The 15339-nt window shown below is 68.6% G+C and carries 4 protein-coding genes; all 4 read left to right on the top strand.

The genetic code is table 11. The annotated features are described in order from the left end of the window. Positions 1–123 precede the first annotated feature (123 nt). The 4 genes from pglW (at position 124) to pglZ (ending at position 15291) form a co-directional block, all read left to right on the top strand. Complete coding sequence (gene pglW / locus ACH4TG_RS33700) at positions 124–4785, top strand: BREX system serine/threonine kinase PglW (RefSeq protein WP_398246444.1); 4662 nt, start codon at positions 124–126, stop codon at positions 4783–4785. Beyond that, complete coding sequence (gene pglX, locus ACH4TG_RS33695) at positions 4782–8405, top strand: BREX-2 system adenine-specific DNA-methyltransferase PglX (protein WP_398246443.1); 3624 nt, start codon at positions 4782–4784, stop codon at positions 8403–8405. The genes pglW and pglX overlap by 4 nt, the downstream gene beginning before the upstream one ends. A 74-nt stretch (positions 8406–8479) precedes the next feature. Then, positions 8480–12379 (top strand): phage resistance protein, encoded by a 3900-nt coding sequence (locus ACH4TG_RS33690; protein ID WP_398246442.1) that lies wholly within the window; start codon positions 8480–8482, stop codon positions 12377–12379. Beyond that, on the top strand, positions 12379–15291 hold the full coding sequence (gene pglZ / locus ACH4TG_RS33685) for a BREX-2 system phosphatase PglZ (protein WP_398246441.1): 2913 nt from the start codon (positions 12379–12381) through the stop codon (positions 15289–15291). The genes ACH4TG_RS33690 and pglZ overlap by 1 nt, the downstream gene beginning before the upstream one ends. Positions 15292–15339 lie beyond the last annotated feature (48 nt).

The following is a 15339-nucleotide window of genomic DNA, read 5'->3' as shown; positions in this document are numbered from 1 at the left end:
ATTCTTCACAACCTCCCCCCAAGTCATACCGAGCCGATAGGATCCAGTCGGTTTCTCCCCTCCGGCCGGTCAGCCCTGGGGTGGAAACGCCGGGGACCAGGCCGAAGAGCGGGGACAGTGGGCATGCGGGAAGGCCGGTGGGCCACGGTCACCGAGTCCGAGTTCGATCACGAGCGCCGAGGGCTCGATGCCATCCGCTCACTGCTGCCCGATGCCGATCCCTGGCGTGCATGGTCGAACTTCACGTTCACGGCGAACACCGGGCACGTCCGCGAGGTCGATCTGCTCATCGTCGCTCCCGGCGGCGTGTACATGATCGAGTTGAAGGACTGGCACGGATCGGTCACCTCCGAGAACGGCACCTGGGTGCAGACCACCCCCAGCGGCCGGCGCCGTACCCATGGCAATCCGCTGCACCTGGTCAACAAGAAGGCCAAGGAACTGTCCGGGTTGATCGCTCACGGGCACGGTTCAAGGCACGTCTGGGTCGGCGAGGCTGTCTGCTTCACTGACGACTCGCTGCGCCTACGCCTGCCCGCACACGACCAGAACGGCGTCTACACCGTCGAAAAGCTGGTCGACATGCTGAAGCAGCCACCGCGTGACGAGCGTCGCCGCATCACCCCGACCGACTCCCGGGCGATCAAGAACGCACTGGACCGCATCGGCATCCGCCGCAGCGACGCGCAGTACAGGGTCGGCCCGTACGAGCTGGAGCGGACCCCCTTCGACTCCGGTGAGACCTGGGCCGACTACAAGGCCAACCACACCGAATTGCCGGAGCGCGCCCGCGTCCGCGTCTACCTCAGCGAGCGCGGCTCCGACGCTTCCCTGCGCCAGTCCGTGGAGAACGCTGCCCGCCGTGAAGCGGCCGTCCTGCAGCGCTTCCGGCACCCGGGCGCCGTCCCCTACCGGCAGTACTTTCCGACCGGACACCCCTCCGGGCCGGCGCTCGTCTTCGGCTACGACGACCGAACGATGAAACTGGACGAATACCTGGTCCAGTACGGGGAGAGGCTGGACATCCTCGGACGGATGGCACTCGTCCGCCAGCTCGCCGAGACCATGCGGTCCGCGCACGCCCGCCGTATCCACCACCGAGCCCTGGCCGCACGCTCCATCCACGTACTGCCGGGCTCGAGTGGAAGCAGGGGCAAGGCGCTCGGCGACGAGGCGGCCTGGCTCAGCCCGCAACTGCAGATCTCCGACTGGCAGATCGCGACCCAGCGCAGCGCCGAGTCTTCCCAGGGCCAGGGCGCCGCTCGTCTTGCGCCCACCACGTTCTCCGCGATGCACCTGGCCGACGGCGAGGACCCCTACCTCGCTCCCGAACTGACCGCGCTCCGCCCCGACCCGGTCTCTCTCGACGTCTACGGACTCGGCGTCCTCACCTACCTGCTCGTCACCGGCAAGGCCCCGGCCGCCAGCCAGGCCGAGCTGCGCGCCCGCCTGGAGGCCGGGGAGGGACTGCGCCCCAGCTCGCTTGTGGACGGCCTGTCGGAGGACATCGACGAGCTGGTGCAGGCGGCTACGGCGTACAACCCCGACCGCCGCCTGCACAGCGTGCAGGACTTCCTGGAGATGCTGGAGGTCGTCGAGGACTACCTGACGGTCCCGTCCACCGACGCGACCGCTGCGGACACGGCCGACGTCCCGGAGAAGGACCCGTTGGAGGCCGTCCCCGGCGATGTGCTCGCTGGCCGCTGGGAGATCCGCCGCCGTCTGGGTACTGGCTCCACCAGCCGAGCATTCCTGGTCCGCGACCTGGAGGCGGAAACGCGCAGGACCCGTCCGCTGGCCGTGCTCAAGGTCGCCTTGTCTGACAACCGAGGCGACATTCTGATCCGCGAGGCGGAGGTGATGGGCCGCCTGCGTCCGCATTCCGGCATCATCCGCCTCATCGAACCGGGGCCGCTGAGCATCGCGGGTCGTACCGTCCTCGCCCTGGAGTACGTGGGCGACGAGCGTGACGACAGCGTGAGCGGAGCAGGCGACCGGAAGGCTCCGCGCCGCCGCGAGGAGACGGTGGCCCGCCAGATCCGCGACGACGGCCGGCTCCCGGTCGATCAACTGGAGGCCTACGGCGACTATCTCTTCGGCGCCGTCGACTTCCTGGAAGGCGAGGGCGTCTGGCACCGCGACATCAAGCCGGACAACATCGCCATCCGCATCCGCCCCAACCGCACCCGCGAGCTCGTCCTGATCGACTTCTCGCTCGCCGGCTACCCCGCCAGGAACACCGACGCGGGCACGGAGGGCTACCTCGACCCGTTCGTCGACATCATCACGCGAGGTACGTACGACTCCCACGCCGAGCGGTACGCGGTCGCCGTAACCCTGCACCAGATGGCGTCGCGCGAGCTGCCCAAATGGGGCGACGGCAGCGTCCCGCCCCGGATGACGGACCCGAAGGAATGGCCGTACCCGACGATCGCCGCCGAGGCGTTCGACCCGGCCGTGCGGGACGGGCTCGTCGCCTTCTTCCAGAAGGCCCTGCACCGCGACGCGGGGAAGCGATTCCCCGAACTCAAGCCCATGCGCGACGCCTGGCGCAAGATCTTCCTCGACGCCTCGCAGACCGTCCCCTCCAGCCACCGCACCCGTCACTCGACGACGTCCGCGGCGGGAACCGACAGCGAAGCCGTGCAGCTCGGCGCCATCGCGGACGCCGAGCCGGAGACCGCCGAGCAGCAGCGCGACCGCCTGGCCGCCGAGGTTGGTCTCGACACCCCGCTGACCGTCTCCGGCCTCACGGGCGCCGCCCAGTCCTTCCTCTACGGCCTCGGGATCACCACGGTCGGCGGGCTGCTGGACTACAGCCGCCGCAAGCTCGTCAACGCCCCCGGCCTGGGCGCCAAGACCCGCAACGAGGTGCAGAAGCGCCAGCGCGAGTGGGGCGAGAAGCTGCGTGAGCGACCCGCCTCGCCGCTCACACCGGAAGGCCGGGCTGAGGCCAAGGAGGAACTGGACCAGCTCAGCGCTGTCGAGTCGGCTCTCGCGGACACCCTGGCTGCCGGCGACGCGGCCGGTGGGCTGTCCGAGCGTGCCCTGCGCTCCATCAGCCTTGACGCCCTCGCGACGATCTTCGTCCCGGTCGTCAACAACAACGGCTCGAACCGCAACAAGGCGGAGATGGTCAGGTTGTTGTTGCGCCTGCCCGACGAGCACGGCCTGCTGCCGAGCATCGGCGTCTGGCCCATGCAGAAGGACGTCGCCGCGGCACTCGGCCTCAGCGCCGGTCGTATCCCGCAGATGCTGAAAGAAGAGCGCAAGCGCTGGAAAGCAGATCGGGCGGTGCAGGCGCTACGCGCCGAGATCCTCGAACTGCTGGCGGGCATGGGCCGAGTCGCCTCGGCGGTGGAGATCGCGGACGCGCTCGCCGTCCGGCGCGGCAGCCAACTCGCGGGGCGCGAGCAGCGGCGGGCGCTGGCGCTGGCAGCCGTACGGGCGGTTGTCGAGGTGGAGCAACTTGTTCCCGACGAGGCGGAGTTCCAGCATCAGCCGAACCGCAAGGCGACGGAGGAAGCACTCGGGGCGGGGCTGCTGGCCCTGGACGTGCGAGCGGACGACGCCCCGGACACGCCGACCGCGCCGGGACTATTGGACTACGCGAGCCGGCTCGGCCGGACGGCGGACCGCCTGGCCCGGCTGGATACCCTTCCGACCGCTGCCGCGGTACTGGCCGAGTTGGGCGCGCTGGACATCCCTCCGGGGACCCTTGACTGGGACGACCGCCGCATGGTCGAGCTGGCCGCCGCAGCGTCCGTGAACGCCGCGGCGACCCCGCGGTTGGAGATCTACCCGCGGGACCTTTCGTTGGTGCGAGCACTACGGCTGACCCAGGCCGGTCTGGTGCGCTGGATCCCGGGCAAGCAGGAGGCGACTCAGCCGGGGCTGACCGGCGAGGAGGTCCACGAGCGGCTGCGTGCCCGCTTCCCCGAGCTGGGCGTACCGGACGGCCGCGGTGGTCTCACCCACGACCTGCCGACCGGCGGCCCGCTGACCAAGGCCCTGCGCGACGCCGGATTCGAGCTGACGCTGAGCACGCGGGAGGACACGAAGACGCTCCGCTACCTGCCGACGCGGGTGGAGGACGTGTCCAGCTACCTCACGACCGGGGCGTGGCGGCAGTCCACCCGTACGGGCGCGGTGACGCGGTACGCGGACGACCCGCTGCTCGCTGGCGCGGTGCACGCGGAGGAGCGCCTGATCGCGTCCGCGCGTCGGGACGGCTACCGGGTGCTCACGGTGAGCCAGCGGCTCGTGCGGGAGGCGATGCGGGAGCTTGCTTCCGAGCGGCTGGGTGCCGAGGCAGTGTCGGTGACCGAGCTGTTCATCGAGGCCCTCCATGAGCAGGTCGCGCCGGGCACTAAGCCCACATGGGAGACGCTCCTCAAGGCAGACATCGCCAAGCCCGGATCCACGGGAGCGCTGCGGTTCGCGGACTACGCGCAGACGGCGTGGGGGGTGGTTGCCCCTCGGATAGAGGAGCTGCTCCGTACAGGGAGCGGTCCCGTGCTGCTGACGGAGGCTGGGGCTTTCGCGCGGTACGACGCCTTGGGCGTCCTGGACCGGCTCGCCTCGGCGGCCCGGCGGGGCCGCCGAGGCCTGTGGTTGCTCGTCCCCCAGAGCGACCCGACGCGCGAGCCCCGTCTCGGGCATCTGGCCGTGCCATATCAGGCTGGCCTGGGGGAATGGATTCCGCTTCCGGACACGTGGGTGGACAACGTCCACCGTGGGTCCGGCAAGGTAGTTGCGCGCGGTGTCGAGGGAGACGCAAAGTGATCGACCGCAAGGCATTGTTGAACGACCTGAAGCAGCAGGTCAAAGCGGTCGAGACCGACCTCGGCAAGCAGGTGAAGGCGCTGACCGACGTCGGATCGCGGCTGCGCGCGGAGTACGACCGCGCGCGCAAGCTGGGGCGTACGGCGGCGACGTGGAACTCGTGGCTCGACGAGCGGGTGACGCAGGTCGCGGTGGCGTGGGTGCTCGGCACGGTGTTCGTCCGCTTCTGCGAGGACAACTGCCTGATCCCCGAGCCTTACCTGACGGGCACGGAGGACGACCGACGAGAGCTAGCGGAGGCGCGGTACGAGGCGTACGTGGAGGCCGAGGACGACCCGACTTACCGGGGCTGGCTGCGTCGGGCGTTCGCGGAGCTTGGCGAGGGCCAAGCCGGCCGTCTGCTCTTTGATAGCAACCACAATCCGCTCTACCAGATCCCGCCGTCACACGACGGTGCACGAGAACTGGTCGAGTTCTGGCGGCAGAGGGACGAGGCGGGCGTTCTCGTCCACGACTTCACGGACCCGCTGAACGAGGACGGTACGGAGGGGTGGGACACGCGGTTCCTTGGTGACCTGTACCAGGACCTGAGTGAGAACGCTCGCAAGACGTATGCGCTGCTTCAGACCCCCGAGTTCGTGGAGGAGTTCATCCTCGACCGCACGATGAACCCGGCGGTGCGGGAGTTCGGTTACGGGGGCCTGAAGATGATCGACCCCACGTGCGGGTCGGGGCACTTCGTCCTGGGGGCCTTCCGGCGGCTCGTGCGGCTGTGGGGGGAGCGCCAGCCAGGGCGTGACGTGCACGAGCGCGTGCGGGAGGCGCTGGACTCGGTGCACGGCGTGGACGTGAACCCGTTTGCGGTGGCTATTGCGCGGTTCCGGCTGCTCGTTGCGGCGATGGCGGCGAGCGGGGTGCGGACGCTGGGGGAGGCGGCCAAGTACGAGTGGCCGGTGCACCTGGCGGTGGGGGACTCACTGATCAAGCACCGATTCAAGCAGGGCAGCTTCTTCGAAGGAGAGGGCGAGGGTGCCGTCGACGAGCTGGCCGAGTTCAAGTACGCGACGGAGGATGTGCACGAGTACCCGGACATCCTGCGGCCAGGGCGGTATCACGTGGTGGTAGGGAACCCGCCATACATCACGGTGAAGGACAAGAAACTCAACGAGCTGTACCGGGAGTTGTATCCGGCGTGCGCGGGCAAGTACGCGTTGTCGGTGCCGTTCGCACAGAGGTTCTTCGAGCTGGCCATCCGCGGCGACGCCGAGGGACGCGGCTACGGCATGGTCGGCCAGATCACCGCAAACTCGTTCATGAAGCGTGAGTTTGGGGCGAAGCTCATCGAAGGGTACTTCGGGCACGCGGTGGAGTTGACCGAGGTCATTGACACCTCGGGCGCGTACATTCCGGGGCACGGAACGCCGACGGTCATCCTCGTGGGCAAGTGCCGAGGGGGGAATAGACGCTCGTCAGTCATCCGGACCGTCCGAAGCGTGCAGGGCGAGCCGTCCGCGCCGAAGAATGCCGAATATGGTCTGGTCTGGCGGGCGATCGTCGATCAGATCGACAAACCGGGTTCGGTGAGTCGATGGGTGTCCGTGGAGGATCTGGCGCGGGAGAAGTATTTCGGTAGGCAGCCTTGGATTCTGGTCGATGGCGGTTTGGAAATTACCGAGCAACTCGCACTCGGAGCTACTGGGAAAATCGGCGGAAGCGCGGAATCCATCGGGATTATAGGGTTCACGCTATGCGATGATCTTTATTTTCTCCCCATTGAGAGTGCCCGGCGACAGAGGGTACCAGGGAAGTATCTGCGTGACCTCATCACGGGTGATTCGCTGCGCGACTGGACTGAAGAAGCATCAACCGCGGTCATCTTTCCATATGAGACGGACCTCCGGCCTGCTGATGCGGGAGCCGCGCCGAACCTTCTCCGTTACCTGTGGCCAGGGCGAACAGATGCGTCCCGCGGGGTCCTCTTTGGCGGGAAGACTAAGATTTCCGCCGGTCTTAATTGGTTCGAATACGGACGGTTGACCACCGACAAGCTGCGGCAGCCGTTTTCGATTGGCTTTTCTTTCGTGGCAACCCATAATCATTTTGTACTGGATCGCGGTGGGAAATTCTTCAACCGCCATGCGCCGGTGATCAAGCTCAAGGATGGGGCGAGCGAGGAGCAACACCTACAGTTGCTGGGGCTGCTCAACAGTTCGACAGCTGGGCTTTGGTTGAAGATGGTGAGCCATAGCAAGGGGACCGAGGGGCATCAGTCCGGTATCAAGACTGAGGCCTGGGAACAGTTCTACGAGTTTACTGCCACTAAACTCCACGATTTCCCTCTCCCCATCACTTACCCCACCGCGCTGGCCACGGCCCTCGACGCTCTGGTCCAGCGGTTCACGGCCAGCAGCCCCGCAACCGTGGCCGCCGAGGCCACTCCCACAGCCGCACCTCTGCGTGAGGCCCAAGCCTGTTGGCAATCAACTCGCGCTCGCATGATCGCCCTTCAAGAGGAGTTGGACTGGCAGGTCTACGCCCTCTACAACCTCCATTCCGAAGACCTTCGCGTCTCGGAGGACCCCTACGACCCCGTCATCCCTGAACTCGCCATTGGTGAGCGTGCCTTCGAGATTGTCCTCGCCCGTCGCGTGGCCGCAGGCGAGGCCAGCGGAGAGTGGTTCAAGCGGCACGGCTCCACGCCCATCACGGAGATCCCCGCGCACTGGCCCGCCGCCTATCGGGAGGTCGTCCAGAAGCGGATCGACGCCATCGAGTCGAATCGGGCGATCGGCATGGTCGAGCGCCCCGAGTACAAGCGGCGCTGGGCCACCGAGGGGTGGGACACCCTCCAGGACAAGGCGCTCTGCTCCTGGCTGCTCGACCGGATGGAGAACCGGGACCTGTGGTTTGACGGGAACGGCCAGCCCGCCATCCTCACCCTCGGCCGCCTCACCGACGCGCTCTCCCGTGACGAGGACTTCGTCTCCGTCGCCAAGCTCTACGCGCCTCGCAAAGATCTCCCCACCGTCGTCGCCGAGTTGATCACCGGCGAGCACGTGCCGTTCCTCGCAGCCCTGCGCTACAAGCCTTCCGGGCTCAAGAAGCGCGCAGACTGGGAAGAGGTGTGGGACCTCCAGCGGAAGGAGGACGGCGCTCCCGACGAGGCGGCCAAGCGGAAGATCCGCGACTCCATCCCCGTACCGCCCAAGTACACCTCCGCCGACTTCCTGCGGCCCTCCTTCTGGAAGGCGCGCGGCAAGCTGGACGTGCCCAAGGAGCGGTTCATCTCGTACGGGCAGACGAACGCCGCCACCCCCGAGCTGTACGGGTGGGCCGGCTGGGATCACCGTGAGCAGGCGCAGGCGCTGGCGACGTACTTCACCAACTCCGCGCTGACCTCCTATGAGATCACACCGTTCCTCGCCGGCCTGCTGGAACTGCAACCCTGGCTCTCTCAGTGGCACGACGAGTTCGACATGGGTTACAGCGGTTCCCCTGCCGCCTTCTTCGCTGCTTATCGACAGACCCAGCAGGGCGAGCACGGCCTCACCGACGACGACCTGCGCGCATGGCGTCCTCCGGCCGTCACCAAGGGCCGTCGCGCGACGGCTAAAAAGTAGCCCGAACCGCCACCGACCCACTGCCCAGACGCACCCGCTCCACATCGCACCCGCCAAGGAGAGCGAGACACACCATGGCCCAGCAGCCGCTCCTCCGCGATGTCATCGACATCAAGGAGTCCATCTCCACCTCGGACTTCGTGCTGTCCCTCGCTGAGGCGACGACCCCCGAAGGCGCCGGCCACGCGCTCAAGGACTACGTCGTCACGGAACGGTTGCTGGAGAACTTCGACGAGGCGCTGGACCTGATCAAGGCGTCCCTTGACGGCCGCCGCTCCAAGGCGGCCTACCTCCACGGCTCGTTCGGTTCCGGTAAGTCGCACTTCATGGCCGTGCTGTACGCCTTGCTCAGCGGCAACCCCGCTGCCCGCGCTCGTACCGAGTTCGACCCGGTGCTGACCCGGCACGAGTGGCTCAACACGGACGGCAAGAAGTTCCTGCTCGTGCCCTACCACATGCTCGGCGCGAAGGCCCTAGAGCAGCGCGTCCTCGGCGGATACGTGCGCCATGTCAAGCGGCTCCATCCTGATGCGCCGACGCCCCAGGTGTATCGGACTGACGGACTCTTCGACGACATTCGGGCCGATCGCGCCAGCTACAGCGATGAGGCCGTCATCCGACGTCTCGGTTCGGGGGGATCTGACGAGGGCGACGAGGATGAGTGGGGCGAGAGCTTCGTGTGGACGCCCGAACTCCTCGACACGGCGCTAGCAGCTGAGGAAGTACACGAGGCCGGAGAAGCGCTGAACCTGGTCAATCCGTCGACCCCGCCGGAGCTGCGAGCCCGGCTCGTCCAGGATGCGATGACGCACCTTTCTCCGAGCTTCGCCAAGAACGCCGCTGAGGACGAACACGGGTTCATCTCCCTCGACGCGGGCCTCTCGGTCATCGCCGAGCACGCCAAGTCGCTCGGCTACGACGGACTCATCCTCTTCATGGACGAGCTGATCCTCTGGCTCGCCACCCTCATCCATGACCAGAAGTTCGTCGCCCGCGAAGCTAGCAAGATCACCAACTTCGTGGAGGGGGGCGACGCCCGCCGGGCCATCCCGGTCGTGTCGTTCATCGCCCGCCAGCGTGACCTGCGCGAGCTAGTCGGCGAGGAGGTATCTGGCGCAGCGGAGTCGTCCATCCAGGACACCCTCAACCTGGCGTCCGGCCGCTTCGACAAGATCACTCTGGAGGACCGCAACCTCCCGCAGATCGCCCACGCCCGTCTCCTGAAGCCGAAGAGCGCCGACGCGGAGCGACTCGTCGACGCGGCCTTCGAGCAGACCAAGCGGGTCGGCACCCAGGTGTGGGACACGCTGCTCGGCTCCGACAAAGGCACGACCGGCGCGGACGCGGAGTCGTTCCGGCTGACGTACCCCTTCTCACCCGCCTTCATGGACACCCTCGTCCACATCTCCTCGGCGCTGCAGCGCTCCCGTACCGGTCTGAAGCTGATGGGCCAGCTTCTCGCTGACCACCGCGACGAGATCCGGCTCGGCCAGCTCATCCCGGTAGGCGACCTGTACCCGGTGATCGCGGAGGGCGGTGATAAGCCGTTCACCGACAGCCTGAAGGTCGTCTTTGAGGCCGCCGACAAGCTGTACAAGACGAAGCTGCGGCCGTACCTGCTCAGCTCCTACACGATCACCGAGGACGATGTCGAGCAGTTCCTGCACCGTCCCGACACCCTGAGCGACCAGCAACTGGCCAACCGCTGCCGCCTCTTCGTCGGGGACAACCGGCTTGTCTGTACCCTCCTCCTCTCCGCGCTCGCACCCAGCGTGCCAGCCCTGTCCGAGCTGACGATCCGCCGACTCGGCGCGTTGAACCACGGGTCGGTCATGGCGCCGATTCCTGGCAGCGAGGTCGGGATCATCAAGAACAAGGTCGCCGAGTGGGCGGCCAGGTTCCCCGAGATCAAGGAGACCGGCACCGACGCCAACCCCGGTGTCCGACTGGAGTTGTCCGGCGTCGACGTCGACTCCGTCATCGCCAACGCCCAAGTCAACGACAACCCAGGCAACCGGGGCGCCCTCGCCCGCCGCCTCCTCTCGGAGGAACTTGGCGTCGAGCATGGCCAGTTCACCGACGAGCTGAACTTCACCTGGCGCGGCACCGCACGGGCGGCCGAGGTCGTCTTTGGCAACGTCGCGGACGAGGACGAACTGCCGGACCACGACCTGATGCCGCAGCAGGACGGCCTGTGGCGGATCGCCATAGACCTCCCCTTCGACGAGGGCGAGTGGGGACCCGTCGAGGACGCCAACCGAGTGCAGCGGCTGCGCGAGCGGCAGCAGGGCGAGCGGTCCCGCACCGTGGCCTGGCTGCCCGCGCACCTGTCAGCGCAGCGCTTCGCCGACTTCCGCCGGCTCGTTGTCATCGACAAAGCCCTCGCCGACGAGCACCGCTTCGACACCCAGTACGCGGGTCACCTCAACGCCGACAACCGAAGCCGCGCCAAAGGCCTCCTGGAGACCCAGCGGGACGCGCTGCTGAAGCAGGTCAAGAGCGCGTTCAAGCAAGCGTACGGCCTTGCCCAGAAGCAGGCCGGCGACGTGGTGGTCGACTTCGACGACCACCTGGTCGCGCTTCCCGACGTCGACGACCTCACCCTGTCCTTCGGGCAGTCCCTGCACGACGGCGTCCGGCATGTCGCCGGCAAGCTACTCGCCCATCAGTACCCGGCACACCCCGACCTCGATCCCGAGGCGACCGGCAGCGCCGTCAAGCCCGTCGACGCGCGCAAGGTGTTCAGCCATGTACGCGCAGCCGCCGAGGCCCGCGACGGGCGCGTCGAGGTGCCGGCGAGCGACCGCAAGCTGATGCAGCGCGTCGCCGGGCCGCTGCGCCTGGGGCAGCAGAAGGAGGCGTATTTCGAGCTGTCCCGGTTCTGGGCCGACCACTTCCGGCAGCTTGCCAGCGCCCAGGGAGTGACCGGCGACCTCACCCTGATCACGCTTACCGACTGGACCGATCAGCCTGAGCCGCGCGGCCTGCCCGACTTCCTCGCTCGGCTTGTCGTCGCCTCCTTCGCCGAGATGGACGACCGGGTGTGGGTGCGCGGCGGCACCGTCCTCGATCCGGCTCCCGAACTCGCCGCGATCAAGGACCACGACGCGCTGCGCAGCCAGCCCCTACCTCGCGAGGACGACTGGACCACCGCACGCGAGCGGTACGAGACGATCTTCGGCCAGAAGGCACCCACGCTGCGCCGCGGCCGCATGGTCAACCAGTTCGCCCGCCAGATCACCGAGTCTGCCCGCGCCCTCAAAGAGGACGCCGCCGACCTCGTACGGCGGTTGGAGGAGCACGCGACCTTCCTCGGTCTGGATGAGACCGACGACTCCGGGCGCCTCGCCCTCGCCCGGCGCTCCCTCCAGCTTCTGGAGACGCTCACCAGCGGCGCGGCACAGGGCGGAGCCGGCGCGAAGAAGACCGTGGAAGCCTTGGCCGGTTTCGACCTGGGCGGTGTCAGTGCAGACCGGTACGGCACCTCCGTCAAGCAAGCTGGCAGCGTTGCACGGGTGATCGTCGAGACGTCCTGGCGCACGCTGGAGCTCGGTAGTGGGCTCGGCGCCGAAGGCACGGCTCTGCTTGACTCTCTGCGTAACGTGGCACGCGGCGATCAGCGCACTGCCGACCTGCGCGAGGCCCTCAAGCGCACCGAGCGGGACGTCATCGCGCTCGTCAAGCGCAACCAGGAGGCCGCAGCAACCCCACCGCCGGCGCCCCTCGCACCGGCGACGTCCACCGACCCGGAGACGGCCGACGATCTGTCCCTGAACACGCCGACGAGCGACCCGCGTATCCCCTTCACCCAGCAGCCCGGCGCCGCCGCGGACTCCGGCGCGGCAGGCCGGTCTGCGGGCCGCCGTACCACCACCGCCGGCCAAGCGGTCAAGGCGCTGGAGTCGGAGCTGGCGGAGATCGCGAAGAGCAACCCGGGAGCAACGATCGAGATCAGCTGGCGGGTCGTCGACTGATGAGCACCACCAGCCCAGCCACCGACTTTGCCGCCGTGCCCGGGGCGGTCCGGCTGAACACGGCGACCGTCACCCAGTACCTCTCCGCGCAGTCGCAACTGACCGCGTCCCTCACGCCCGGGGGCGAGGACCGACGCCGGGTCGTCCTGCTGCGCTCCGCGCCTGAGTGGGACGGGCCCGCCGAGCCCGTGTGGGCCGAGGGCAGCACCGCCCGGATCGCGGTGGCGCTCTCCCCGCTGGCCGTTCACGAGCTGGTCCTCGACCACCTGTCGGGCCGCGCCCCAGGCCCCGCGGTGCTGGCCGTCCTCACCGACCGGGAGCAGTACGAACTCGATCCAGCGATCCTTGCCCGCGTCCACAAGAAGGCGATCGACACCGTAGACGGCTGGGACGTGGTCCGCGAGGCCTTTGGCGCGCATCAAATCGACCCGCGCTTGAAGGATGCCAATTGGGCTGCCGAAGCGCTGCTCGACGCCACCCCTCCCGGCGGCTGGCCGCCGGTTTCCGGTGGCTGGCTGTCCCGGCAGTACGCGCTGACAGCCCTTGCCCAGCGCCGCCTGCGCCTCGGCGTCTACGACACGGAAGCCGCTGTCGGCGCCACTCAGCGGACCGGCGTCGAACGGCTCGACGCACAAGCCCTGCTGCAGTGGTCCGCGAGCGCCGGCGGTCCGGAGCGGTTCCTTGCACTGCGCGGCCCTGAACGTGCCGGCCTCACAGCCTTCCTCGGGGAGGACGACCAGGCCGGACTCGCGGGGCAGGCCCTGCTCGCCCTGGTCGACTCCGAACGCGGCGTCGACGCCGTCGCCTTCGGTGTGGTGTGCGCTGCCCTGTGGGAGCACGCCGAGCCGGCTCCGGAGACCTACCAGGCGCGCGGCCGGGCGGAACGCTACTTCGGCGATCGACCTCCGGCGACCGGCGACCAGCTCGACATCCTCGTGTCGGCTTTCGGCAGGGCCGCCGAGACGTATGTCACCGCCCTGCTCGTCGCCGGCCGCCGGAGCGGCGGCACCGACCAGGATCGGGCGCGGGAGGCCCGGCGGCTGGTCGGGACGGTCCTCGAACGGGCGGCTGCTCTGGCCCGGCAGTTCGGCGCGGACAAGGCAGTCGCTTGCAGCCCTGTCATGACCGGCGGCCTGCAGGCCCGGTTCACCGCTGTGGGGCACGCGCTCAGTGCCGGTGACGTGCGAGGTGTCGCCAAGGCCGTGCAGCACCTGGCATCCCACGGACTAGCCGGGGAGCCGCAGGAGTCGCCCCGCGTCGAACGGGCACGGATGGGGCAGCGGCTCGCCCACTGGCTGGCCGGCGATCCGACCACCGAGTCGCCCACGGTGGGCGACGCCATACAGCGCCACGTCGCCGAGACAGGGTGGGTCGACCTCGCTCTGGAGCACATCGAGGCCGGTGGCGATCCGGACCCGGCGTTGAAGGTTGCCTACGACACGCTCGGCGCGCGAGTCAGGGAACAGCGGCACGCTATCGACCGTGCCTTCGCTCACGCGCTTGCCGAGTGGACGGCGTCCAGGACCGGCCCGGGGGACATGCTGACCGTGGAGACGTTCCTCGATCGAGTCGTGGCCCCGGCCGTGCGGGATGGTGGAGGCAGGCGCGTCCTGCTCCTCGTGCTGGATGGCATGAGCGCGGCCATCGCCAACAAGCTGGGCGAGGAACTACGCGCTTCCTGGGCTGAGTTCGACCCGCTGACGGGCGGTACTCCGCGGCGCCGGGCCATGGCGGCGGCTCTGCCCACGGTGACCGCCGTGTCCCGGACCTCGCTATTCACGGGGGTTCTCACGAAGGGCACGCAGGCCGACGAGACTCGGGCGTTCCCCGGGCACAAACTGTGGGAGGGCGCCCCGGCAGCGGTGTTCCACAAGGACGATCTCCGTACTGAGACCGCCGGCGACACCTTCGGCGCCGAACTCGCCGCCGCTCTGGCCGACGGCAGGACGCACGTGGCCGTCGTCCTCAACACCGTGGACGACCGGCTGGCCAAGGAGCAGAAACTCGGCGACGGAGCCTGGCACGTCGAGGAGATCGGCAAGCTCCGCGACTTGCTGCGGGTCGCCGCCGCGCAGGGCATGCTCGTCCTGCTCACCAGCGACCACGGTCACGTGGTGGACCGCCGCGGCGTGCAGGTCGGTGCCGAGCAGCCAGGCTCCGCGCGCCACCGACTTCCCGGCGGTGCCCTGGACGACAGGGAGGTCGTGCTGTCCGGGCCGCGGGTCGTGTGGCCCGAGCCGGGAGCGTCGATCGTGGCCCTGTGGGACGCTGACTCCCGCTACACGGCCCGCAAGGCCGGATACCACGGCGGAGCGTCCCTCGCCGAGTTCACCATCCCCGTCCTGGCCTTCATGCCGTTCGGCGCGGAAGCCCCGCCGGGATGGCGGGAACTGGGGGACCAGCGACCGAGGTGGTGGTCTCCCGGAGACGACGACACTGCCGCGCCCGCAACGGGAGGGGCGGCGCCCATCGCGGTGCGCAAGGCCGCACCCAAGGCCAGGAAAGACCAGGCGACCATCGCCAAGACGCACGAAGCGCTCTTCGATGTCAGTCTGACGGCCGGAGCCGACGATGCGTTGCTCACCCCGACACTCGTGTCGGCGGATGAGGCGCTCGTCGCCGCGCTGCTCGACTCGGACGCCTACCAATCACAAGTCGGCCTGCTGGCACGTAAACCGAAGCGCGAGCAGGTGGAGAAGGCTCTGGTCGCTCTCCTCGACGCCGGCGGCACCCTGCCTGCCACCGCCCTCGCGCAACGAGCGGGTCTGCCGACCGCACGGGGCGACGGCTTCGCCGCCGTGCTCCGGCAACTGCTCAACTTCGACGGCGTACAGGTCCTGGAGATCCTTCCTGACGGACGGACCCTGCGACTGAGCAAGGGACTACTGCGTGACCAGTTCGAACTGCACTGAGGCCGTGCGCTCGGCCACAGCGACGGTGACGCAGATGGGAGACTGGCG

The organism is Streptomyces sp. NPDC020917 (genome assembly GCF_044333795.1).
Lineage (GTDB): Bacteria > Actinomycetota > Actinomycetes > Streptomycetales > Streptomycetaceae > Actinacidiphila.
The sequence above is the reverse complement of the archived record's forward strand: the minus strand, read 5'-3'. Positions and strand labels throughout refer to the sequence as shown.